Source organism: Hydrogenophaga sp. (genome assembly GCF_025699295.1).
Classification (GTDB): domain Bacteria; phylum Pseudomonadota; class Gammaproteobacteria; order Burkholderiales; family Burkholderiaceae_C; genus Hydrogenophaga.
In genome coordinates this window covers 99351-119430 of record NZ_JAILWB010000004.1, presented here as the reverse complement: position 1 = coordinate 119430, position 20080 = coordinate 99351, and the positions used below count along the sequence as shown (strand labels likewise).

Here is a 20080-nt window from a genome sequence, read left to right as displayed (position 1 = left end):
ATGATGTCCCGATGGAGCGCGTGGCTGCCCACGCTGCCCGCGCGGCAGTGGGCGCGTGGCTATGGGCGTGACACCCTGACGAGCGACGGCCTGGCCGCGCTCATCGTCACCATCATGCTCATTCCGCAGAGCCTGGCTTACGCCCTGCTCGCGGGCCTGCCACCCGAAGTCGGGCTGTACGCCAGCATCGCTCCGCTGCTGCTGTATGCGGCCCTGGGCTCCAGCCGCGTGCTCGCGGTGGGGCCGGTGGCCGTGGTCTCGCTCATGACGGCCGCGGCCATCGGCGAGCACGCCACGCCGGGCAGCGACATCTGGTGGGCAGTGGCCATCACCCTCGCCTTTCTTTCGGGCGTGCTGCTGCTGGCCATGGGCCTGCTGCGGCTGGGCTTCCTGGCCAACTTCCTGAGCCACCCGGTGATCTCGGGCTTCATTTCGGCCTCCGGCCTGCTGATCGCGGCCAGCCAGCTCAAGACGCTGCTGGGCGTGCAGGCCGGTGGCCACAACCTCATCGAACTGGGCCGCTCGCTGCTGTCGCAGATCGAGCAGGTGCATGGACTCACCGCGCTGGTGGGCGTGGCCAGCGTGGTGTTCCTGTTCTGGGTGCGCAGCGGGCTCAAGCCCTTGCTGGTGCGCGCGGGCCTGCCGGCACGCGCCGCCGACCTGATCGCCAAGGCGGGGCCGATCGCCGCCATCGGCACCACGGCGCTGCTGGCCTGGGCCCTGCAGTGGCAGGCGCAGGGCGTGAAGACCGTGGGCACTGTGCCTCAAGGCCTGCCCCCCTTCACGCTGCCGCTGTGGGACATGGCGCTGTGGCAGTCCCTGCTGGTGCCGGCGCTGCTGATCAGCGTGGTGGGTTTTGTCGAATCGGTATCGGTGGGTCAGACGCTGGCCGCACGGCGGCGCCAGCGCATCGATCCCGACCAGGAACTGGTGGCGCTGGGCGCGAGCAACCTGGGCGCAGCCTTCACCGGCGGCTTCCCGGTCACCGGCGGCTTCGCGCGCTCGGTGGTCAATTTCGACGCCGGCGCGCAGACGCCGCTGGCCGGCGTGCTCACGGCGGCAGGCATCCTGCTGGCCTCGCTGTTCCTGACCCCCGCCCTCTTCCACCTGCCGCAGGCCACGCTGGCCGCGACCATCGTGGTGGCAGTGCTGTCCTTGGTGGATTTCGGCATCTTCAGGCGGACCTGGGCCTACTCGAAGCCGGACTTCATCGCCATGCTGTCCACCCTGGTGGTCACCCTCGGGGCGGGCGTGGAGTCGGGTCTGGTGGTCGGCGTGGGCGTGTCGCTGGCCCTGCACCTGTACCGCACCAGCCGCCCGCACATCGCCGAAGTGGGCCTGGTGCCCGGCACCGAACACTTCCGCAACGTACAGCGCCACGCGGTGGTGGTGAGCCCGCGGCTACTGGGCCTGCGGGTGGACGAAAGCCTGTACTTCGCAAACTCGCGCGCGCTGGAAGACCGCGTGAACGAAGCCGTGGCCCGGCACCCGGGGCTCGAGCATCTGGTGTTGCAGTGCTCGGCCATCAACGACATCGACGCCAGCGCGCTCGAAAGCCTGGAGGCCATCGACATGCGGCTGCGCGAAGCGGGCATCCAGCTGCACCTGTCCGAAGTGAAAGGCCCGGTGATGGACCGCCTGCAGCGCACGGACTTCCCGCGCACACTCAGCGGCCGGATCTTCCTCAGCCACTACCAGGCGGTTCGCGAACTCGCACCTGACGTGGGCTGAGAAGCAGGTCGTCGCTTACTTCGAGGCGCGCGCCTTCGCCACCGCGGCCTGGGTGTCCTTCCACAGATCCTCGCCGACATTGGCTGCGATGCTGGCGTTGACCGCGCCGAGCTTCTCGCGCATGCGGTTGGCCTCGGACGGGCTGAGCTGGTTGATCTGCATTCCCTTGCCCTTGAGGTCGGCCAGAGCCTTGTCGGCCTCGGCGCGCGTGTCCTGGCGCTCGAAGTCGCGGCTCTTCTTCGCCGCGTCCATCAGCACCTTCTGCTCGTCCTTGCTCAGGCCATCCCAGTACTTCTTGCTCACCAGCACGATCCAGGGGCTGTAGACGTGGTTGGTGACGGTCAGGTACTTCTGCACCTCGTAGAACTTGCTCGAGAGGATGGTGTTGTACGGGTTCTCCTGGCCGTCGACCGTCCTGGTCTCCAGCGCGGTGAAGAGTTCGGAGAACGGCAGCGGCACCGCGTTGGCGCCCAGGGTCTTGAAGCTGTCGATGAAGACGTTGTTCTGCATCACGCGCAGCTTGATACCGTCCATGTCTTCCAGCTTGGTCACCGCGCGCTTGTTGTTGGTGAGGTTGCGGAAACCGTTCTCCCAGTACACCAGGCCCACGAGGCCCTTCTCCTGCAGCTTGTCCATCACCTTCTGGCCCACCGGGCCGTCGAGCACGGCATCGGCTTCCTGCGCATTGTTGAACAGGAAGGGCGTGTCCCAGATCGCCATCTCCTTGGTGATGCCCACCAGCGTGGCGGTGGAGCCGACCATCATTTCCTGCGCGCCGCCGATGAGCGCCTGCTGCATCTGCACGTCCGAGCCCAGCGCGGCCGCGCCGATGGCGCGGATCTTCATCTTGCCGCCGGAGGCTTTTTCCACCTCGTCGGCGAACACCTTGGTCGCCCGGCCCTGGTTGGAGATTTCGTTCAGGCCGTAGCCGAAGCGGATCAGGCGCGGCTTGATGTCCTGCGCCTGGGCGATGCCGGCGCCCAGGGTGGCCAGCGCAACAGCCGCGGCGATGGTGAGTTGCTTGAGTTTCATGGGAAGTCTCCTCGGGTTGGATGCGGCGAAGCGCCGCGGGGGTGCAAAAGAAGGTGGGCGCGTCAGAACATCAGCTTCAGGGGCCACAGCACGATGGCCGGGAACACGATGAGCAGGGCCAGCATGGCCATGTAGACCAGCAGGAAGGGCATGACGCCGCGGATGACCGGTTCCATGCGCAGGCCACCGACACCGGCGACCACGTTGAGCACGGTGCCCACCGGCGGGGTGAGCAGACCGAGGCAGCCGACAAAGATGAAGACGAAACCGAAGTACACCGGATCGATGCCCGCCTTGGCGGCCAGCGGCGCGAGCACCGGCGCCAGGATCAGGATGGTGGGCGTGAGGTCCATCACCATGCCCACGGCCAGCAGGAACAGGCAGACCACGGCCATGAACAGCATGGGCTCCGAGAGCAGCGGCCCGATGCTTTTCGCCAGCTCGTTGGGCAGGTCGGCCAGCGTGATCATGTAGGACGCGGCGGTGGCGGCGCCACACAGGAACATCACCACGCCGGTGGTGCGCGAGGCATTCACCAGCACGCGGTAGATGCCCGCAAAATTCAGTTCGCGGTAAACCAGCGTGGCCACCAGCAGGGCGTACACCGCGGCCACCACGGCGGCTTCGGTGGGTGTGAAGAAGCCCATGCGCAGCCCGCCGATGATGATCACCGGCATCATCAGCGCCCAGGCGCTGCTGGCCAGGGCGTGCCGGCGTTCGGGCCAGCTCGTTTTCTCGGCCACGGACAGCTGCTTGTCGCGCGCCACGCGGCGCCACACCAGCACCAGCGCACTGGCCATCAGCAGGCCAGGCACGATGCCCGCGAGGAACAGCTTGCTGATCGAGGTGTTGGTGGTCACGCCATAGATCACCATGGGCATGGACGGCGGAATGATCGGTGCGATGATGCCGCCCGACGCGATCAGGCCCGCACTCGATCCGTCGGGGTAGTTCTGCCGCCGCATCATGGGCAGCAGCAGCGTGGCCAGCGCGGCCGTGTCGGCAATCGCCGAGCCACTCATGGAGGCGAGCAGCACCGAGGCCGCGATCGCCACGTAGCCCAGGCCACCCGGCACATGGCCCACCAGGGATCGCGCCAGATCGATGATGCGCCGGCTCAGGCCGCCCGCGTTCATCAGCTCGCCCGCCAGGATGAAGAAGGGCACGGCCAGCAGCGGGAAGCTGTCGAAGCCGGCCTGCACGTTCTGCGCGAGCAGCTGCGCGTCGAAGAAGTCGAGGTGCACCATGAGCGCCAGCGCGGTGAGCATGAGCGCAAACGCGATCGGCACGCCCACCGTCATGGTGGCGAACAGGACCAGCAGGAAAATCGCGATGGTCATGACCGCTCTCCTTCGGTCATCGATCCGGGCGCGTTCCCCCGCAGATCGTCCCAGGCCTGCAGCACCAGCAACATGGCCATGCACACACCCATCACCAGCGTGCCCGCGGCACCCACGGCCAGCGGCGTGTTCATCACCGGGCTGCGGCTGTCCAGCCCCACCAGCACCTGCGACCACGAGCCGTCGATGAGGTAATACAGCGCCAGCGCAATCAGGCCACGCGTGAGCCAGCGAAACACCGCGGCTGAAGTTCCCTTGAGGCGCGCCGTCACCAGGTCAAAGCCCAGGTGCTTGTTTTCGCCAAAAGCCAGGATGGCCGAGAGGCAGACCAGCCACACGAACAGCAGGCGCGAGAGTTCTTCGGACACCACCCAGCCCGTGCCCCAGAAGTAGCGCAGCAACACGTTGCCAAACACACAGACGACCATGCCCAGCAGGCACAGCGCCAGAAGGGCTTCAATGCCGTGCTTCAGGGCCTGAGCGGGCTTCATGTTCGAGTCTCCAGACCGGCCGTGGCCGGTGCGGCATGCACCCAGCGCACAACGGACGCGGCCAGTTCGTCGAGCGGCGCGGTGGCCTCGAGATGCAGCACGCCAGGCTCTTCGCGCGGGTCTTCCAGTGCGGCGAACTGGCTGGCCACCAGGCTCACCGGAAACAGGTGCGCCGGGCGCGAGGCCACGCGCTCGCGGGCCTGTTCCTGCGTGAGGTCGAGAAACACGAAACGCAGGCCGGGCGCGGCCGCGCGCAGGTGCTCGCGGTAGCGCAGCTTGAGCGCCGAGCAGGTCAGCACCACGCCGCGCGGATGCGCCTGCAACTGCGTGGCAAGGGCATCGAGCCAGGCAGCGCGGTCGTCGTCGCTCAGCGGCGTGCCGCTGCGCATCTTGGCCACGTTGCTCGCGGAGTGAAAGTCGTCGCCTTCGAGCAGAGGCAGACCCAGTGCCCCGGCACAGCGCTGGCCCAGGCTCGATTTGCCACAACCCGCCACGCCCATGACGACGAGAGAGGTGTTTTCGGGCGGATTCTTCATTTGGTAGCGCTATCCCAACGAGCTAAAAAAAGAGGCGGATCGACCTGGTCGCGTCGCCGCTGTATCGTCTGGGCCCTGCCTTGACGCATGCCCTGCGGTTCAGGGTAAATTCGGGTGGCAGAAAGCATTGGACAGCGCTATCCTAACGCCACGCAAACCGCATCAAATACAGGGAAAACCCTTGGATCCGACCGAACGCAGGCGCCGCCACAGCGGCCGCACCACCCTGAGCGACGTGGCGCTGGCCGCCGAGGTCAGCCCCATCACCGCTTCACGCGCCCTGCGCGGCGAACGGGGCGTGGCAGCCGATCTGGTAGAGCGCGTCAAGCGGGCGGCCGAGCAGCTCGGCTACGTGCCTGACCCGGCCGCACGCGCCCTGGCCTCGCAGCGCAGCACCCAGGTACCGGTGCTGGTGCCCCTGTTGTCCAACGCCTTGTTCGTGGACGTGCTCGAAGCCGTGCACCGCACGCTGTTGCCGCATGGCTACCAACCCATGATCGGCGTGACCCACTACGATCCTCAGGAAGAAGAGCAACTGCTGCGCAGCTATCTCGCACACCGCCCGGCCGGTCTGCTGCTCACGGGTTTCGACCGCACCGAAGCCGCGCGCCAGATGATCGCGACCAGCACCGTGCCCTGCGTGTACCTGATGGAGCTGACCCAGGCGCCCAACGTGTACTGCGTGGGCTTTTCACAAGCCGACGCCGGTCACGCCATCACCGAACACCTGGTGCAGCGCGACCGCCAGCGCATCGCCTTCGTGGCCGCCCAGCTCGACCCGCGCACCCTGCAGCGCGCCGAGGGCTACCGCCGCTGCCTGCGCGAGCACGGGCTGTACGACGCGCGGCTGGAACTGCTGAGCCCGCAACCCTCGTCCATGCGGCTGGGTGGCGAACTGCTGGAAGACCTGCTGCGCACCCGGCCCGAGGTGGACGCCGTGTTCTTCTGCAATGACGACCTGGCCCAGGGTGGCCTGCTCATGGCGCTGAAGCTCGGCGTGAACGTGCCGGGCCGCATCGCCGTGGTGGGATTCAACGACCTCTCGGGCAGCGACCAGATGGTGCCGCCGCTCACCACGGTGCGCACACCACGCCGAGCGATGGGAGAGGCGAGTGCGCAGATGCTGCTCGGTCTGATGCGCGGCGAGATGCCGCCACGCAACTCGATGGATCTGGGGTTTGAGATGATGCTGCGCGGGAGCAGTTGAAGCCCGAAGCCGTACCGATTCACCTCCATTGGAGAAACCATGCCCGCCTACATTTACGCCAATGTCGAAGTCACCGACACGGCTACCTACGAAACCTATCGCCAGGAGGTGCCGGCACTGATCGCCGCGCATGGCGGGCGCTACCTGGTGCGCGGCGGCGCGGTCACGGTGCTCGAAGGCGGCGGCGTGCCGCACCGCCAGGTGATCCTGGAATTCCCGGACATGGCACACCTGCAGGCTTTCTATCGATCACCCGAGTACCAGCGCCTGGTCAAGATTCGCCAGAGCGCGTCCAACGGTACATTGTTCGCGATCGAGGGCGTCTGAACGGCCTGGGTGCGGTCACAGCTGGTTACGTCGACGACCTTTGACCACACCCGTGCTTCACATCGGCGCGGGATAATTCAGCCCCATGCCTCAGTTCACCCTGCGCCGGGCCGCAGTGGCCCTGGCGATTGCCGCCGCCACCGTTGTCGCACTTCCGGTCCCGGCCTCGACCTTCGATCTGCCGTCGCTCGACCGCATCGTCCACTACCAGCCCAAGCTGCCGCTGCAGGTGCTCACCGCCGACGGCGTGGAGATCGCGCAGTTCGGCACGGAGCGGCGCGAGTACGTGCCGCTCTCCCGCATCCCGCTGCAGCTGCAGCAGGCCGTGCTGGCGGTGGAAGACGCGCGCTTTCGCGAACACTCGGGCGTGGACCCGAAAGGCATGGTGCGCGCGCTGGTAGCAGCTGTCACTGGCGGGCGCAAGCAGGGTGCGTCGACCATCACCCAGCAGCTCGTGCGCACCATGCTGCTCACGCGCGAGTTCTCCGCCGAACGCAAGGCCAAGGAAATCTGGCTCGCGCTGAAGCTGGAAGATGAAATCTCCAAGGACCGCATCCTGGAGATCTACCTCAACGAAATCTTCCTCGGCCAGCGCGCCTACGGCTTCGCTGCCGCCTCGCAGATCTACTTCGGCAAGCCGCTGGACCAGCTCTCGCTGGCCGAGACTGCCATGCTCGCCGGCTTGCCGCAGAACCCGTACTACGCCAACCCGGTCGCCAACTTCGAGCGTGCGACCCAGCGCCAGCGCGTGGTGCTCGAACGCATGCGCGTGACCGGCGTGATCACCGAGAAACAACTGGCCACGGCGCGTGCCGAGAAGCTCAATATCCGCACGCCGGGCCTGCGCAGCGTGCACGCCGCCCACGTGGCGGAGATGGCGCGCCTGGCGGTGGTCGAACGCTTCGGCACGGAGGTGTATTCCAAAGGCCTGCGTGTGACGACCTCACTGCGCGCGGCCGACCAGCGTGCGGCACACGCAGCGGTGCAGCGTGGCGTGCTGGCCTTCGACCGGCGCGGTGCGTGGCGCGGCCCGGAAGACATGGAGTCCCTGCCCGCGGGCGATGGTGCCGATCTGGAGCGCGCCGCGGCCGAGGCGCTCAAGGACCACCGGGACGACGAGACCCTGCGCGTGGGCATCGTGCTCGCGGCCAGCCCCAAGGCCTTGCGGGTGCAACTGGCCAGTGGCGAGCGCATTTCGGTACAGGGTGAGGGCCTGCGCTGGGCACAGCGCGCTCTCGATCCCAAGGCCAAGGCCCCGCTCAGGCTCGCGCGCGGCGCCATCGTGCGCGTGGTCGGGAGCAGCAGCAAGGTCAAGGGCAAGGCCGTCACCACCTGGGCCATCTCGCAGTGGCCCGAGGCCGAGGCCGCACTGGTCGCCATGGACCCGCACACCGGTCGCGTGCGCGCGCTGGTCGGTGGCTTCGACTTCGGCAAACAGCCGTTCAACCACGTCACGCAAGGCTGGCGCCAGCCAGGCTCCGCACTCAAGCCCTTGCTGTACTCGGCCGCGCTGGAGGCGCGCGTGATGCCTGCCACCCTGGTGGACGACCTGCCCTTCACCGCCGCCAATGGCTGGAGCCCCGACAACGCCAGCCACGAGCACCTGGGCGCGATCACGGTGCGCGAAGCGCTGACGCGATCCAGCAACCTGGCCAGCGTGCGCGTGCTGCAGCACACGGGCACCCAGTCCGCACGCGAATGGACGGGCCGCTTTGGCCTGGATGTGGCGCGCCAGCCGAGCGACCTCACGCTGGCACTGGGCACAGGCAGCGTCACGCCGCTGCAGATGACCCAGGCCTACGCCACGCTGGCCAACGGCGGTTGGCAGGTGGCTCCGGTGGTGATCGAGAAGATCACTGACGCCCAGGGCAAGGTGCTGTTCGAGGCGCCACCACCGGCGCCCTTCACCGAGGACAGCCGCACCATCCCGGCGCGCAACGCCTTCGTGGTGTCGAGCCTGCTCAACGACGTGACGCGCACGGGCACGGCCGCGCGCGCGCAGGCCCAGCTCAAGCGCCCTGACCTGTATGGCAAGACCGGCACCACCAACGACGCGGTGGACGCCTGGTTCGCGGGCTACCAGCCGACGCTGGCCACCACCGTGTGGGTGGGCTACGACAAGCCACGCGGCCTGGGCGGCAGCGAGTCGGGTGGCCGCATCGCGCTGCCGATCTGGATCGACTACATGGGCGCCGCGCTCAAGGGCGTTCCGGTGGCGCAGCCAGGCTCCGCTCCCGAAGGTCTGGTGCGCGACGGCGGCGACTGGCTGTACGCGGAGTGGCGTGACGGTGGCTGGGTGTCGCAGATCTCGGACGCGTACGGCGTGCAGTACAAGAGCAGCTTCGGGGCCGCCATCGGCTCGGCTCTGGACGCCTTCAAGGCTTGGCTGGGCGGCGGCGAGCCGGCGCGCCCGACGACGTCGCCCTGATCAGGCGGCGCAGAGCCGCGCCCTGGCCTCGGCGTATTCGCGCTTGAAGCGCGCCACGAGATCGGCTGCCGGCACCACTTCGTGGATCGCGCCGATGCCCTGGCCACAGCCCCAGATGTCGCGCCAGGCCTTGGCCGCGTTGGCGCCTTCGCCGGTGGCGAAGTTCATCTTGCTGGGGTCGCTTTGCGGCAGGTTGTTCGGGTCCATGCCGGCGTTCTGGATGCTGCCTTTGAGGTAGTTGCCGTGGATGCCGGTGTAGAAATTGCTGTAGACGATGTCGTCGGAGTCCGACGCGGTGATCATTTCCTTGTAGCCGTCCACCGCGCGCGCTTCCTCGGTGGCGATGAAGGCCGAGCCGATGTAGGCCAGGTCGGCGCCCATGGCTTGCGCGGCCAGGATCGCGCCGCCGGAGGCAATGGCGCCCGAGAGCGCGATCGGGCCACCGAACCACTGGCGGATTTCCTGCACCATGGCAAACGGGCTCTTCACGCTGGCGTGACCACCAGCGCCGGCCGCCACGGGAATCAGGCCATCTGCGCCCTTCTCGATCGCCTTGTGCGCGAACACGTTGTTGATCACGTCGTGCAGCACGATGCCGCCCCAGCCGTGCACGCCCTGGTTCACGTCCTCGCGCGCGCCCAGGCTGGTGATGATGATCGGCACCTTGTACTTGGCGCACAGCGCCATGTCCTGCTCCAGCCGGTCGTTGCTCTTGTGCACGATCTGGTTGATGGCGAAGGGCGCGGCCTTGTTGTCGGGGTTCGCCTGGTCGTGCGCTGCCAGCGCCTCGGTGATCTCGGCCAGCCACTCGTCGAGCTGCGAGGCCGGGCGCGCATTGAGCGCAGGCATGGCCCCCACCACGCCGGCCTTGCATTGGGCAATGACGAGCTTGGGATTGCTGATGATGAACAGCGGCGAGCCGATCACCGGGAACTTCAGGCTCTTGAGTACGGGCGGCAGGCTGCGTGCGGGTGCGGTCATGGTGTCTCCGGGTGATGGATCAGATCAGAACGATTCGATGGCCAGCGCGGTCACGGCCTCGGCGCCATCGACGATGGCATCGCGCACACCAGGCGCGCGGCTGAGAATGTGGTCGGCATAGAAACGCGCGGTGGTGATCTTCGCGTCCATGAAGGCCCTGTCCTGTCCCTTGGCAGACAGGTCTTCGGCCACCATCAGCGCGCGCGCCATCTGCCAGCCCGCCACCAGGTTGCCCGCGAGCATGAGGTAAGGCACGCTGCCCGCAAAGGCCGCGTTGGGGTTGGACCGGGTGTTCGCCGCGATGAACTCGACCACGTCCACAAAGGCCTCGCGCGCAGCCTTCAGGCGCTGGTGCACGGCCTTGGCGTTGGCGCTGCTGCGCTTTGCCAACTCGGCCTCCGTCTTCTGAATCTGCGCCGCGATCGCCTTGGCGCCGGTGCCGCCGTCGCGCGCGGTCTTGCGGCCCACCAGATCGTTGGCCTGGATCGCCGTCGTGCCCTCATAGATGGTCAGGATCTTGGCGTCGCGGTAGTACTGCGCCGCGCCGGTTTCTTCAATGAAGCCCATGCCGCCGTGCACCTGCACGCCCAGCGAGGTGACCTCCAGGCTCATCTCGGTGCTGTAGCCCTTGACCAGTGGCACCAGGAATTCGTAGAACGCTGCGTTCTGCTTGCGCACCTCGGCGTCCGGGTGGTGGTGCGCCGCATCGTAGGCGGCAGCGGCCACGCTGGCCATGGCCCTGCAGCCTTCGGTCGAGGCGCGCATGGTCATGAGCATGCGCTTCACGTCGGGGTGGTGGATGATGGGTGCGGCCGCAGAGAGCGAGCCGTCGACCGGGCGGCTCTGCACGCGATCCTTCGCGTAGCCCACGGCCTTTTGATATGCACGTTCCGCGATCGCGATGCCCTGCACGCCGACGGCGTAGCGCGCGGCGTTCATCATGATGAACATGTATTCGAGGCCGCGGTTTTCCTGACCCACGAGGTAGCCCACGGCGCCGCCTGCGTCGCCGTACTGCAGCACGGCGGTGGGGCTGGCCTTGATGCCCATCTTGTGCTCGATGCTCACGCAGTGCACGTCGTTGCGTGCGCCCAGTGAGCCGTCCTGGTTCACCAGGAACTTCGGCACCACGAACAGGCTGATGCCCTTGACGCCCTCGGGCGCGCCGGTCACGCGCGCGAGCACCAGGTGCACGATGTTCTCGGCCATGTCGTGCTCACCGTAGGTGATGAAGATCTTGGTGCCGAAGACCTTGTAGCTGCCGTCGGGCTGCGGTTCGGCGCGGCTGCGCACGGCGGCCAGATCGGAGCCAGCCTGCGGCTCGGTGAGGTTCATGGTGCCGGTCCACTGGCCGCTCACCAGCTTTTCCAGGTAGATGGCCTTGAGCTCGTCGCTGCCGGCCGTGATCAGGGCTTCAATGGCACCGTCGGTCAGCAGCGGGCACAGCGCAAAGCTCATGTTGGCGCTGTTGAGGATTTCGCCGCAGGCCGCGCCGATGGTCTTGGGCAGGCCCTGGCCACCGAAATCGACCGGATGCTGCAGGCCCTGCCAGCCGCCTTCGGCGTACTGCCTGAAAGCGTCCTTGAAGCCGGGCGTGGTGGTGACGACGCCGTCCTTGAACGACGACGGGTTCTTGTCGCCTTCAAAGTTCAGCGGCGCGATCACGCCCTCGTTGAGCTTGGCGCACTCCTCGAGAACGGCCTGCGCGGTTTCCAGGCCGGCGTCTTCGAAGCCCGGCATCTGCGCCACCTGGTCGATGCGCGCCAGGTGTTCGATGTCGAACAGCATGTCCTTGAGGGGTGCGGTGTAGCTCATGGTCTTGTCTCCACGGAATTCAGGAATGCAGATACAACAAGGGCATCGCTAACGATGCCCTTGTGTGGTTCAGAGGGCTCAGAGCGCCTTGATCAGCTCGGGCACGGCCTCGAACAGATCGGCCTCCAGGCCGTAGTCGGCCACCGAGAAGATCGGGGCCTCGGGGTCCTTGTTGATCGCCACGATCACCTTGGAGTCCTTCATGCCGGCCAGGTGCTGGATCGCGCCCGAGATGCCCGCGGCAATGTAGAGCTGGGGCGCGACGATCTTGCCGGTCTGGCCCACCTGCCAGTCGTTGGGCGCGTAGCCCGCGTCCACCGCGGCACGGCTGGCACCCAGCGCGGCGCCGAGCTTGTCGGCCAGCGGCGTCATGACGTCGTTGAACTTCTCGGCGCTGCCCAGCGCCCGGCCGCCCGAGACGATGATCTTGGCCGCCGTCAGCTCGGGGCGGTCGCTCTTGGCGATCTCGCTGCCCACGAACGTGCTCTTGCCCTCGTCGGCCGCGGCCGTGGCGGTTTCCACCGCGGCGCTGCCACCGGTGGCCGCCGCCGGGTCGAAGCCGGTGGTACGCACGGTGATGACCTTCTTCTCGTCCAGCGCCTGCACCGTGGCGATGGCGTTGCCGGCGTAGATCGGGCGCTCGAAGGTGTCGGCGCTGATCACCTTGGTGATGTCGCTGACCTGGCCCACGTCCAGCGTGGCGGCCACGCGGGGGGCGATGTTCTTGCCGCTGGCGGTGGCGGGGAACAGGATGTGGCTGTAGTTGGCGGCGATGGCCAGCACCTGCGCGGCCACGTTCTCGGCCAGGCCGTGTTCGAAGCCCGGCGCGTCGGCGTGGATCACCTTGGCCACGCCCGCGATCTGCGCGGCGGCCTTGGCGGCTTCACCGGCGTTGTGCCCGGCGATGAGGATGTGCACCTCGCCCCCGCACTGGGCGGCGGCGGTCACGGTGTTGAGGGTCGCGCCCTTGACGGAGGCGTTGTCGTGTTCGGCAATAACGAGTGCGGTCATGTGTCAGGTCCTCAGATCACTTTGGCTTCATTTTTCAGCTTGTCGACAAGGGTGGCCACGTCGGGCACCTTGATGCCGGCACCCCGCTTGGGCGGCTCGCCGACCTTCAGGGTCTTGATGCGCGGGCTCACGTCCACGCCCAGGTCCTCGGGCTTGACGGTGTCGAGCTGCTTCTTCTTGGCCTTCATGATGTTGGGCAACGTCACGTAGCGCGGCTCGTTCAAACGCAAGTCGGTGGTGATGACCGCCGGCAGCGTGACCGACAGGGTCTCCAGACCGCCATCGACTTCGCGCGTGACGCTGGCTTTGCCGTCGGCCACTTCCACCTTGGATGCAAACGTGGCCTGCGGCAGGCCGGCCAGCGCGGCCAGCATCTGGCCGGTCTGGTTGCAGTCGTCGTCGATCGCCTGCTTGCCCAGGATCACCAGGCCGGGCTGTTCCTTGTCCACCAGGGCCTTGAGCAGCTTGGCCACGGCCAGAGGCTGCAGTTCCTCGCTGGTCTCGACCAGGATGGCGCGGTCCGCGCCGATGGCCATGGCCGTGCGCAGCGTCTCCTGGCACTGCGTGACGCCGCAGGAGACCGCAATCACCTCGGTGACCACGCCCTTCTCCTTCAGGCGCACGGCTTCTTCCACCGCGATCTCGTCAAACGGGTTCATGCTCATCTTCACGTTGGCGATGTCCACGCCACTGCCGTCGCTCTTGACGCGCACCTTGACGTTGTAATCCACCACGCGTTTGACGGGGACGATGACCTTCATGCTGGTTTGCTCCTGGATGATTGGAAAAATGGGCGCCACGAATTGACGTGCACGTCAACTCGGGGATTGTATGCCTGCACCCACTCTGCGCCATCGCGGGAGAACGGGTCATGCTGGATGCGGCCACAAAAAAAAAGAACGGTCGTGCTATTTCGAATTATAGAGGATCGCCCTTGCAAGCCCAAGTCACATCGACGGCCCCGTCGGTAATGTCGCCCGAGCGACCATTAACCAACCAATCGGTCGGGCAATTCGGGTAAGTCTGGGGACGGTGTTCCCGGGTAATTGCTTATATTGAGTCACCGTGTCTTTACTTAATATATTAATTATTCCCCCCTTACCCGGAGTTGTCGCATGAAATCTCGCCACCTGTTCGCCGCTGCCCTGTCCACCACCGTGCTCGCAGCCGGCGCGGTCTCGGCCCAGACCGTGTTCACCGTCTCCAGCTGGCTGCCACCCACGCACACGCTGAGCACCGTCCAGAAGAACTGGTGCGACCTGCTGGAGAAGGACAGCGCGGGCCGCATGAAGTGCAACATCCTGCCCAAGGGCGTGACAGCCGCACCCGGCACGTTCGACGCCGTGCGCGACGGCCTGGCCGACATTTCGTACACGGTGGATGGCTATACGCCGGGACGCTTCATCAATACCCAGGTGGCCGAGTTCCCGTTCCTGGGCGACAACGCCACCGCCACCTCCGTGGCCTACCAGCGCATCTACAGCAAGTACTTCGCGCCACTGGGAGAGCACCGTGGCGTGAAGGCGCTCGCGGTGTTCACGCACGGCCCGGGCATCATCTTCAACAGCAAGCAGCCCGTGACATCGGCGGCGGATGCGGCGTCGCTGAAGTTTCGCATCGGTGGGGGCAACATCAACGAGCTGTCCAAGGCGATGGGCTGGAACACCACGCTCAAGCCGGCGCCCGAGTCGTTCGAGCTGCTCTCCACCGGTGTGATGGACGGCACCTTCTTCCCCGATGAATCGGTGGCCTCGTTCAAGCTCAGCATGATCAGGCATGCCACCACCTTCCCCGGTGGCCTCTACAACACCAGCTTCGTCTTCATGATGAACCAGGGCAAGTACAACGCCCTGTCGGCGCAGGACAAGGCGGTGGTGGACAAGATCTCTGGCGAAACGGCCGCACGCATGTTCGGCGAAGGCTGGGACAAGGTGGACGCGGCCAGCCGCGAGCTGCAGAAGTCCCAGGGCGTCGCGCGCGTCATGGCCGACAAGGCGTTCGTGAAGGCTGTCGCCGACAAGCAGGACTACCTGGAGACCAAGTGGGCTGCGGCCGCCCAGGTCAAGGGCCTGAAGAACCCCAAGGCCGTGCTGGCCGAATTCCGTGCTGAAATCGCCAAGGTGAAATAAGGCACCCTGCCCATCCCACCAGCCGTCAGCGGCCGGCGGAGCAACATGCCCGCCGGCCTTTTCACATCAAGACTTCCCACCATGCTCAAGTTGCTCGAGCGCATGCTGCGCTGGTCCGCCGGCCTCATGGCGGCCATGGCCCTTTTCTCCATCATGTGGCTCACCCTGGTGGATGTCACAGGCCGCCGCTTCTTCAGCCATTCGGTGCCAGGCGGGCTGGAGATCACCGAAATCCTCATGGTGGTGGTGATCTTCGGCGCCATGCCGCTGGTGTCCTGGCGCGGCGAACACGTGGTATTCGATTCGCTGGACGCCTTCATACCCGGCTGGCTGCGCTCTATCCAGGCGCGCCTGGTGAACCTGGTGTGCGCGGCGGTGTTCGGCTTCCTGGCCTACCTCATGACCACGCGCGCCGAACGTTTCATGGAGTACGGTGACATCACCGTGCACCTGCAGCTCTCGATCGCGCCGGTGGCCTGGATGATGGCGCTGTTCCTCCTGCTCACGGCCCTGGTGCACCTGCTGTTCGTCTTCATCACGGTGCCGGTACCGTCGCCCCACCATCCCGCGCCCGTCAACGCCGAGAGGGCGCCCTCATGATCGAAGCCGTGCTGGGTTTCCTGGCCGTCTTCGCGATGGCTTTCATGCGCATCCCGCTGGCCGTGGCGATGACCATCGCCGGCATCGTCGGCATGGGTCTGCTGCGCGGCTGGCAGCCGGCCTACGCCAGCACCAGCCAGGTCATCTTCGAGACCGGCTTTCACTACGTGCTTTCGGTCATCCCGTTGTTCGTTCTCATGGGCAATCTGGTGGCGCGCGCCGGCATGGCCAAGGAGCTGTACACCGCGGCCAACGCCTTCGTCGGTCACCGCAAGGGCGGCCTGGCCATGGCCAGCATCATTGCGTCGGGTGGCTTCGGTTCCATCTGCGGTTCGTCCATCGCCACGGCGGCAACCATGGCGCGCGTGGCCTACCCTGAGATGAAGGCGCACGGCTACAAGGACACGCTGGCCACGGGTGCCATTGCCTCGGGCGGCACCCTGGGCATCCTGATCCCGCCCTCCACCATCCTGGTCATCTACGGCATCATCACCGAGACCGATATCGGCAAGCTGTTCATCGCAGGCATCCTGCCGGGTCTGGTGGCCATCACCTGCCTGTGCCTGGGTGTGGTCTTCGTCACCTGGCGCGACCCCGCCGCGGGCCCGCCGGCCGAGCGCTTCAGCTGGCGCCAGCGCCTGGCCGCCATCCGTGGCATCTGGGGCGTGGCCGTGCTGTTCGCCCTGGTCATCGGCGGCATCTACGGCGGCGTGTTCACCGCCACCGAAGGCGCGGGCGTGGGCGCGGCTGGCGCCTTCGTCTTCGCGCTGCTTCGCGGAGCGCTCACGCCGCGCGTGCTGGTGGACATCCTGGTCGAGAGCTCGCGCACGACAGCCATGCTGTTCACCATCCTGATCGCCGCGATGATCTTCACCAACTTCATCAACTTCACCACCATGCCGGCCGACCTGCGCGATTTCGTGCTGCAGTTCAGCCCGCACCCGGTGATGGTCGTCGTCGTGATGATGGGCGTCTACCTGGCGCTGGGCATGGTGATGGAAGAACTGGCCATCGTGCTGCTGACGATCCCGGTCTTTTTCCCCGTCATCACCGGGCTGGGCTTCGACCCCGTGTGGTTCGGCATCCTGATCGTCACCATCGTGGAGATCGGCATGATCTCGCCCCCGGTGGGGCTGAACCTGTTCGTCATCAACTCGCTGCTGCCCCAGGTCAAGCTCGGCTCGATCTACCGCGGCGTCTGGCCCTTCGTGCTGGCCGACATCGTGCGCCTGGGCATCCTGATCGCTTTCCCGGCCATCGCGTTGTGGCTACCGGGGTTCATGAACCGCTGAGTCCGCTGGAGGCTCGGGTGTGAGCGCGGGCGCGGACACCATGTGCAGCACGCGCTGCGGGTACGGAATCTCGATACCGTTCGCCCGCAGCGCAGCCAGGATGCTGCGGTTGACCAGTGAGCGGATGTTGAGCGTGCCGTTCTCCGGGTCGGCGATCCAGTAGCCGAGCGTGAACTCCAGCCCGTCCGCGCCGAAACTGGACAGCGCCGCCGACGGTCCCGGGTCCTTGAGCACGCGCTCGTGCTCGGCCACGGCCTCGGTCAGCAGCCGCATCACCAGCTCCACGTCGCTGTCGTAGGCCACCGAGACCACGGTCGACTGCCACAGGCGGTTGTCGGCGAGCGAGAGGTTCTCCACCCGGTTGATGATCAGCAGTTCGTTGGGCACGATGGACTCGCGGCCCGTGGTCGAACGGATCACCGTGTAGCGCGCGTTGATGTCGGTGATGCGCCCCTCGAAGTTGTCCACGCGCACGTTGTCGCCGATGCGCATGCTGCGCTCGGCCAGGATCACGAAGCCGCTGACGTAGTTCGAAGCCAGCTTCTGCAAGCCGAAGCCGATGCCCACGCCGATGGCGCCGCCGAGCACCGACAGCGCGGTGAGGTCGATACCGACCATGGACAGCGCGACGATGAGGCCCAGAAACATCAGCAGCGCGCGCGTCGCATTGCTTACCGCCTTGCGCAGCGAGAGGTCGCCGCCCACCGCCTTGCGCAGCAGTCGCGTCTCGATCGCCGAGGATACCCACAGCGAGAGGATGAGCACCACACCCGCGGTGATGATGCCTTCGAGCAGCGTGCGCAAGCTCAGCGTGGTGGCCCCGATTTTCCAGTTGATGCCGTCGAGCTCGGCCAGTACCACCGGCAGCAGCCCGCTGACCCAGAGCACCATGGCCAGCCAGGCCACCCAGGAGATGGTGCGCTCGAGCACGCGCACCCAGGGTGCGGTAGCGAACGCCACCTGCAGCACCTTCACGCCCACGCGGATCACCACCAGCGAGACCAGCACCGGAATGGCGACCTTGAAGGCCGCCAGCGGCAGGAACTTGGTCACCAGTGCGCGCGCAATGTAGCCCAGCGTGAGCAGCACCAGCGGAAAGAGCGCCCCGTCGATCAGGCGCCGGCCGAACAGCACCGAAGTCTTTTCATCCTGCATGCCCAGCGCGCGGCGCAGGGCCCAGCTGAAGAACCAGGCCAGCACGACGCAGACCACCAGCGCGGCCAGTTCGACCAGCACGGTGGGCTGCGCGAAACCGGACAGCCACAGGCCGAGGTCGTCGATCGGTTTGGGATTGGCGGTGGAACTCATGGGGTGGTGCAAACCGGTGGTTGAAGAAAGTCAGGCGCGCCAGGCGGGCGGCCGTTTGTCGACGAAGGCCTGCACGCCCTCCTGCGCCACCTCGTGGACCATGTTGCAGGCCATGGTCTGACCCGCGAGCTGGTAGGCCGACTCGATGCCGGTTTCGAGCTGCCGGTAGAACAGCGCCTTGCCCATGGCCAGGGCCTCGCGTGGCTTGGCCAGGATGCGATCGGCCAGCGCGGCCACCTCGGCGTCGAGTGCATCGGGTGCCACAACGCGGTTGACCAGTCCGCGCGCGCGCGCTTCCGCGGCCGAGATGAAGTCACCGGTGAGCAGCATCTCCATGGCCTGCTTGGGCAGGATGTTGCGCGAGAGCGCCACGCCGGGTGTGGCGCAGAACAGGCCCACGTCGATGCCGTTGACGCCGAAGCTGGCGTTGTCGCTCGCCACCGCCAGGTCGCACTGCGCCACCAGCTGGCAACCCGCGGCCGTGGCCAGCCCCTGCACGCGAGCGATCACGGGCACCTCCAGCTTGCGAATGGCGAGCATCAGGCGCGAGCACTGCGCGAACAGCCGCTGGTAGTAGCCCAGTTCGGGCGTAGCGCGCATCTGCTTGAGATCGTGCCCGGCGCAGAATGCGCGGCCGCTGGCGGCGATCACCACCAGACGCGCCTGCGGGTCGGCCGCGACGGTGTCCAGCGCGGCCTGCAGGGCTGTCAGCATGGCCTCGGACAGCACGTTGAAACTGCGCGGCGTGTTCAGCGTGAGCGTGTACACACCGCGCGCATCGCGCGCCTGCAGCAGCAGCGAGCCGTCGATCGGGTCGGTGGGCGTGGGGGTGGAATCCGTCATGGAGCGCATTATCGGCCGCACTCCGGCGGCCTGCGGCTCAGACGCCGGCCAGCACGCGCAGGTGTGCCTCCACACTGCGCCCCAGCGCGCTGAGCGCGTATCCGCCTTCCAGGCAGCTCACGATGCGGCCTTTCGCGTGGCGCTGCGCCACTTCCTTGATGCGCTCGGTGAGCCAGGCGTAGTCGTTCTCCACCAGGCCCAGCTGCGCCATGTCGTCCTCGCGGTGGGCGTCGAAACCCGCACTGATGAAGATCATCTGCGGCTTGTGCGCCTCCAGCCGGGGCAGCCACATCATGTCGACCAGCTCCCGGACGTCCATGCCCTTGGTGTAGGCCGGCACCGGCAGGTTGACGAGGTTGCTCGCGGTGGAGTGTTCGCACAACGGATAGAACGGGTGCTGGTAGAAGCTGCACATGAGGATGCGCTCGTCGCCGGCCACGATGTCCTCGGTGCCATTGCCGTGGTGCACGTCGAAGTCGACGATGGCCACGCGCTTCAAGCCGTGGCGTTCCAGCGCGTACCTGGCGGCCACGGCCACGTTGTTGACAAAGCAGAAGCCCATGGCCTGGTTGCGCGTGGCGTGGTGACCGGGTGGGCGCACCGCGCAGAAGGCATTGGCCAGCTCGCCGGCCATGACCGCGTCGGTGGCGTCGATGGCCGCGCCCGCGGCCATCAGGATCGCGTCCCAGCTGTGGGTGTTGATGGAGGTGTCCGGGTCCACCTGCGCGCGCCCCGGGCCGCCTGCGGCCATGTCCTCGCGCAGCTGTTCGCTCAGGCCGCGCAGCGAGGCCAGGTGCATGCGGGTGTGGGCGAGTTCGAGATCGGCAATGGCCGCGGCGGTGGCCTCGCGGCGTTCCAGTGCGATGTCCAGGCCGCTGATGAGCAACCGGTCCTCGATGGCATCGAGCCGCTGGGGGCATTCCGGGTGGCCGGCGCCCATCTCGTGCCTCCAACATTCCTTGTGGGTGAAATATCCGGTGGCCTGTCCCATGGCGGTTTTACGGTATGG

At 66.9% G+C, this 20080-nt stretch carries 18 protein-coding genes; 7 read left to right on the top strand and 11 right to left on the bottom strand.

Features of this window, described 5'->3' with window-relative positions; all coding sequences use genetic code 11:
* Positions 1 to 1731 (top strand): SulP family inorganic anion transporter, encoded by a 1731-nt coding sequence (sulP, locus tag K5880_RS05065; protein WP_297649438.1) that lies wholly within the window; start codon positions 1 to 3, stop codon positions 1729 to 1731.
* A gap of 15 nt (positions 1732 to 1746) precedes the next feature.
* Here the strand turns inward: sulP and K5880_RS05060 are convergent, their stop codons facing one another.
* The 4 genes from K5880_RS05060 to K5880_RS05045 all read right to left on the bottom strand — a co-directional run bounded on the left by K5880_RS05060 (position 1747) and on the right by K5880_RS05045 (position 5130).
* Entirely contained in the window at positions 1747 to 2763 is a 1017-nt protein-coding gene (locus K5880_RS05060) for a TRAP transporter substrate-binding protein (protein WP_297649436.1), read from the bottom strand.
* 62 nt (positions 2764 to 2825) lie between these two features.
* Positions 2826 to 4103: a TRAP transporter large permease subunit gene (locus K5880_RS05055; protein WP_297649434.1), complete on the bottom strand. Its 1278-nt coding sequence runs from the start codon at positions 4101 to 4103 to the stop codon at positions 2826 to 2828.
* The gene (locus K5880_RS05050) at positions 4100 to 4594 is read right to left on the bottom strand and encodes a TRAP transporter small permease (RefSeq protein WP_297649431.1); all 495 of its coding nucleotides are present in this window, start codon (positions 4592 to 4594) and stop codon (positions 4100 to 4102) included. The genes K5880_RS05055 and K5880_RS05050 overlap by 4 nt, the downstream gene beginning before the upstream one ends.
* On the bottom strand, positions 4591 to 5130 hold the full coding sequence (locus tag K5880_RS05045; protein ID WP_297649429.1) for a gluconokinase: 540 nt from the start codon (positions 5128 to 5130) through the stop codon (positions 4591 to 4593). The genes K5880_RS05050 and K5880_RS05045 overlap by 4 nt, the downstream gene beginning before the upstream one ends.
* Before the next feature lie 181 nt (positions 5131 to 5311).
* Between K5880_RS05045 and K5880_RS05040 the strand changes: the two genes are divergently transcribed.
* The 3 genes from K5880_RS05040 (at position 5312) to K5880_RS05030 (ending at position 9092) form a co-directional block, all read left to right on the top strand.
* A complete protein-coding gene (locus tag K5880_RS05040; RefSeq protein WP_297649427.1) occupies positions 5312 to 6337 on the top strand; it encodes a LacI family DNA-binding transcriptional regulator in 1026 nt (341 codons plus the stop codon).
* A 39-nt stretch (positions 6338 to 6376) separates the two neighbouring features.
* A complete protein-coding gene (locus K5880_RS05035; protein ID WP_297649425.1) occupies positions 6377 to 6664 on the top strand; it encodes a DUF1330 domain-containing protein in 288 nt (95 codons plus the stop codon).
* Positions 6665 to 6749: 85 nt separating this feature from the next.
* On the top strand, positions 6750 to 9092 hold the full coding sequence (locus tag K5880_RS05030; RefSeq protein WP_297649423.1) for a penicillin-binding protein 1A: 2343 nt from the start codon (positions 6750 to 6752) through the stop codon (positions 9090 to 9092).
* Here K5880_RS05030 and K5880_RS05025 read toward each other — a convergent pair whose 3' ends face one another.
* From K5880_RS05025 to K5880_RS05010, 4 genes are all read right to left on the bottom strand, one after another.
* Positions 9093 to 10073 (bottom strand): nitronate monooxygenase family protein, encoded by a 981-nt coding sequence (locus tag K5880_RS05025; RefSeq protein ID WP_297649421.1) that lies wholly within the window; start codon positions 10071 to 10073, stop codon positions 9093 to 9095.
* A 24-nt stretch (positions 10074 to 10097) separates the two neighbouring features.
* Positions 10098 to 11888, bottom strand: a complete 1791-nt coding sequence (locus K5880_RS05020; RefSeq protein ID WP_297649419.1) for an acyl-CoA dehydrogenase — start codon at positions 11886 to 11888, stop codon at positions 10098 to 10100.
* Between the two features lie 78 nt (positions 11889 to 11966).
* Positions 11967 to 12899 carry an FAD-binding protein gene (locus tag K5880_RS05015; protein ID WP_297649417.1) on the bottom strand — a complete coding sequence of 311 codons (933 nt, stop codon included), beginning with the start codon at positions 12897 to 12899 and terminating at the stop codon, positions 11967 to 11969.
* Positions 12900 to 12910: 11 nt separating this feature from the next.
* Positions 12911 to 13660, bottom strand: coding sequence for an electron transfer flavoprotein subunit beta/FixA family protein (locus K5880_RS05010; RefSeq protein ID WP_297649415.1), 750 nt, complete (start codon positions 13658 to 13660; stop codon positions 12911 to 12913).
* A 354-nt stretch (positions 13661 to 14014) separates the two neighbouring features.
* On the opposite strand from K5880_RS05010, the gene K5880_RS05005 reads away from it, so the two are divergent.
* The 3 genes from K5880_RS05005 to K5880_RS04995 all read left to right on the top strand — a co-directional run bounded on the left by K5880_RS05005 (position 14015) and on the right by K5880_RS04995 (position 16920).
* Positions 14015 to 15028 carry a TRAP transporter substrate-binding protein gene (locus K5880_RS05005; protein ID WP_297649413.1) on the top strand — a complete coding sequence of 338 codons (1014 nt, stop codon included), beginning with the start codon at positions 14015 to 14017 and terminating at the stop codon, positions 15026 to 15028.
* Positions 15029 to 15109: 81 nt separating this feature from the next.
* Positions 15110 to 15628 carry a TRAP transporter small permease subunit gene (locus tag K5880_RS05000; protein ID WP_297649411.1) on the top strand — a complete coding sequence of 173 codons (519 nt, stop codon included), beginning with the start codon at positions 15110 to 15112 and terminating at the stop codon, positions 15626 to 15628.
* On the top strand, positions 15625 to 16920 hold the full coding sequence (locus tag K5880_RS04995) for a TRAP transporter large permease (protein ID WP_297649409.1): 1296 nt from the start codon (positions 15625 to 15627) through the stop codon (positions 16918 to 16920). Before K5880_RS05000 ends, K5880_RS04995 begins: the two co-directional genes overlap by 4 nt.
* Here the strand turns inward: K5880_RS04995 and K5880_RS04990 are convergent.
* The 3 genes from K5880_RS04990 to K5880_RS04980 are packed head-to-tail and all read right to left on the bottom strand — an operon-like array spanning position 16897 to position 20062.
* Entirely contained in the window at positions 16897 to 18228 is a 1332-nt protein-coding gene (locus tag K5880_RS04990) for a mechanosensitive ion channel domain-containing protein (RefSeq protein ID WP_297649408.1), read from the bottom strand. The genes K5880_RS04995 and K5880_RS04990 overlap by 24 nt on opposite strands.
* A 30-nt stretch (positions 18229 to 18258) precedes the next feature.
* Complete coding sequence (locus K5880_RS04985) at positions 18259 to 19071, bottom strand: enoyl-CoA hydratase (RefSeq protein ID WP_297649407.1); 813 nt, start codon at positions 19069 to 19071, stop codon at positions 18259 to 18261.
* A gap of 37 nt (positions 19072 to 19108) precedes the next feature.
* Positions 19109 to 20062: a histone deacetylase family protein gene (locus tag K5880_RS04980; protein WP_297649406.1), complete on the bottom strand. Its 954-nt coding sequence runs from the start codon at positions 20060 to 20062 to the stop codon at positions 19109 to 19111.
* Between the last annotated feature and the right edge of the window lie 18 nt (positions 20063 to 20080).

Bases quoted from the DNA above. Each gene is read 5' to 3' on its own strand.
- sulP (WP_297649438.1), top strand. From the start codon at position 1: ATGATGTCCCGATGGAGCGCGTGGCTGCCCACGCTGCCCGCGCGGCAG.
- K5880_RS05060 (WP_297649436.1), bottom strand. From the start codon at position 2,763: ATGAAACTCAAGCAACTCACCATCGCCGCGGCTGTTGCGCTGGCCACC.
- K5880_RS05055 (WP_297649434.1), bottom strand. From the start codon at position 4,103: ATGACCATCGCGATTTTCCTGCTGGTCCTGTTCGCCACCATGACGGTG.
- K5880_RS05050 (WP_297649431.1), bottom strand. From the start codon at position 4,594: ATGAAGCCCGCTCAGGCCCTGAAGCACGGCATTGAAGCCCTTCTGGCG.
- K5880_RS05045 (WP_297649429.1), bottom strand. From the start codon at position 5,130: ATGAAGAATCCGCCCGAAAACACCTCTCTCGTCGTCATGGGCGTGGCG.
- K5880_RS05035 (WP_297649425.1), top strand. From the start codon at position 6,377: ATGCCCGCCTACATTTACGCCAATGTCGAAGTCACCGACACGGCTACC.
- K5880_RS05030 (WP_297649423.1), top strand. From the start codon at position 6,750: ATGCCTCAGTTCACCCTGCGCCGGGCCGCAGTGGCCCTGGCGATTGCC.
- K5880_RS05025 (WP_297649421.1), bottom strand. From the start codon at position 10,073: ATGACCGCACCCGCACGCAGCCTGCCGCCCGTACTCAAGAGCCTGAAG.
- K5880_RS05020 (WP_297649419.1), bottom strand. From the start codon at position 11,888: ATGAGCTACACCGCACCCCTCAAGGACATGCTGTTCGACATCGAACAC.
- K5880_RS05015 (WP_297649417.1), bottom strand. From the start codon at position 12,899: ATGACCGCACTCGTTATTGCCGAACACGACAACGCCTCCGTCAAGGGC.
- K5880_RS05010 (WP_297649415.1), bottom strand. From the start codon at position 13,660: ATGAAGGTCATCGTCCCCGTCAAACGCGTGGTGGATTACAACGTCAAG.
- K5880_RS05005 (WP_297649413.1), top strand. From the start codon at position 14,015: ATGAAATCTCGCCACCTGTTCGCCGCTGCCCTGTCCACCACCGTGCTC.
- K5880_RS05000 (WP_297649411.1), top strand. From the start codon at position 15,110: ATGCTCAAGTTGCTCGAGCGCATGCTGCGCTGGTCCGCCGGCCTCATG.
- K5880_RS04995 (WP_297649409.1), top strand. From the start codon at position 15,625: ATGATCGAAGCCGTGCTGGGTTTCCTGGCCGTCTTCGCGATGGCTTTC.
- K5880_RS04990 (WP_297649408.1), bottom strand. From the start codon at position 18,228: ATGAGTTCCACCGCCAATCCCAAACCGATCGACGACCTCGGCCTGTGG.
- K5880_RS04985 (WP_297649407.1), bottom strand. From the start codon at position 19,071: ATGACGGATTCCACCCCCACGCCCACCGACCCGATCGACGGCTCGCTG.
- K5880_RS04980 (WP_297649406.1), bottom strand. From the start codon at position 20,062: ATGGGACAGGCCACCGGATATTTCACCCACAAGGAATGTTGGAGGCAC.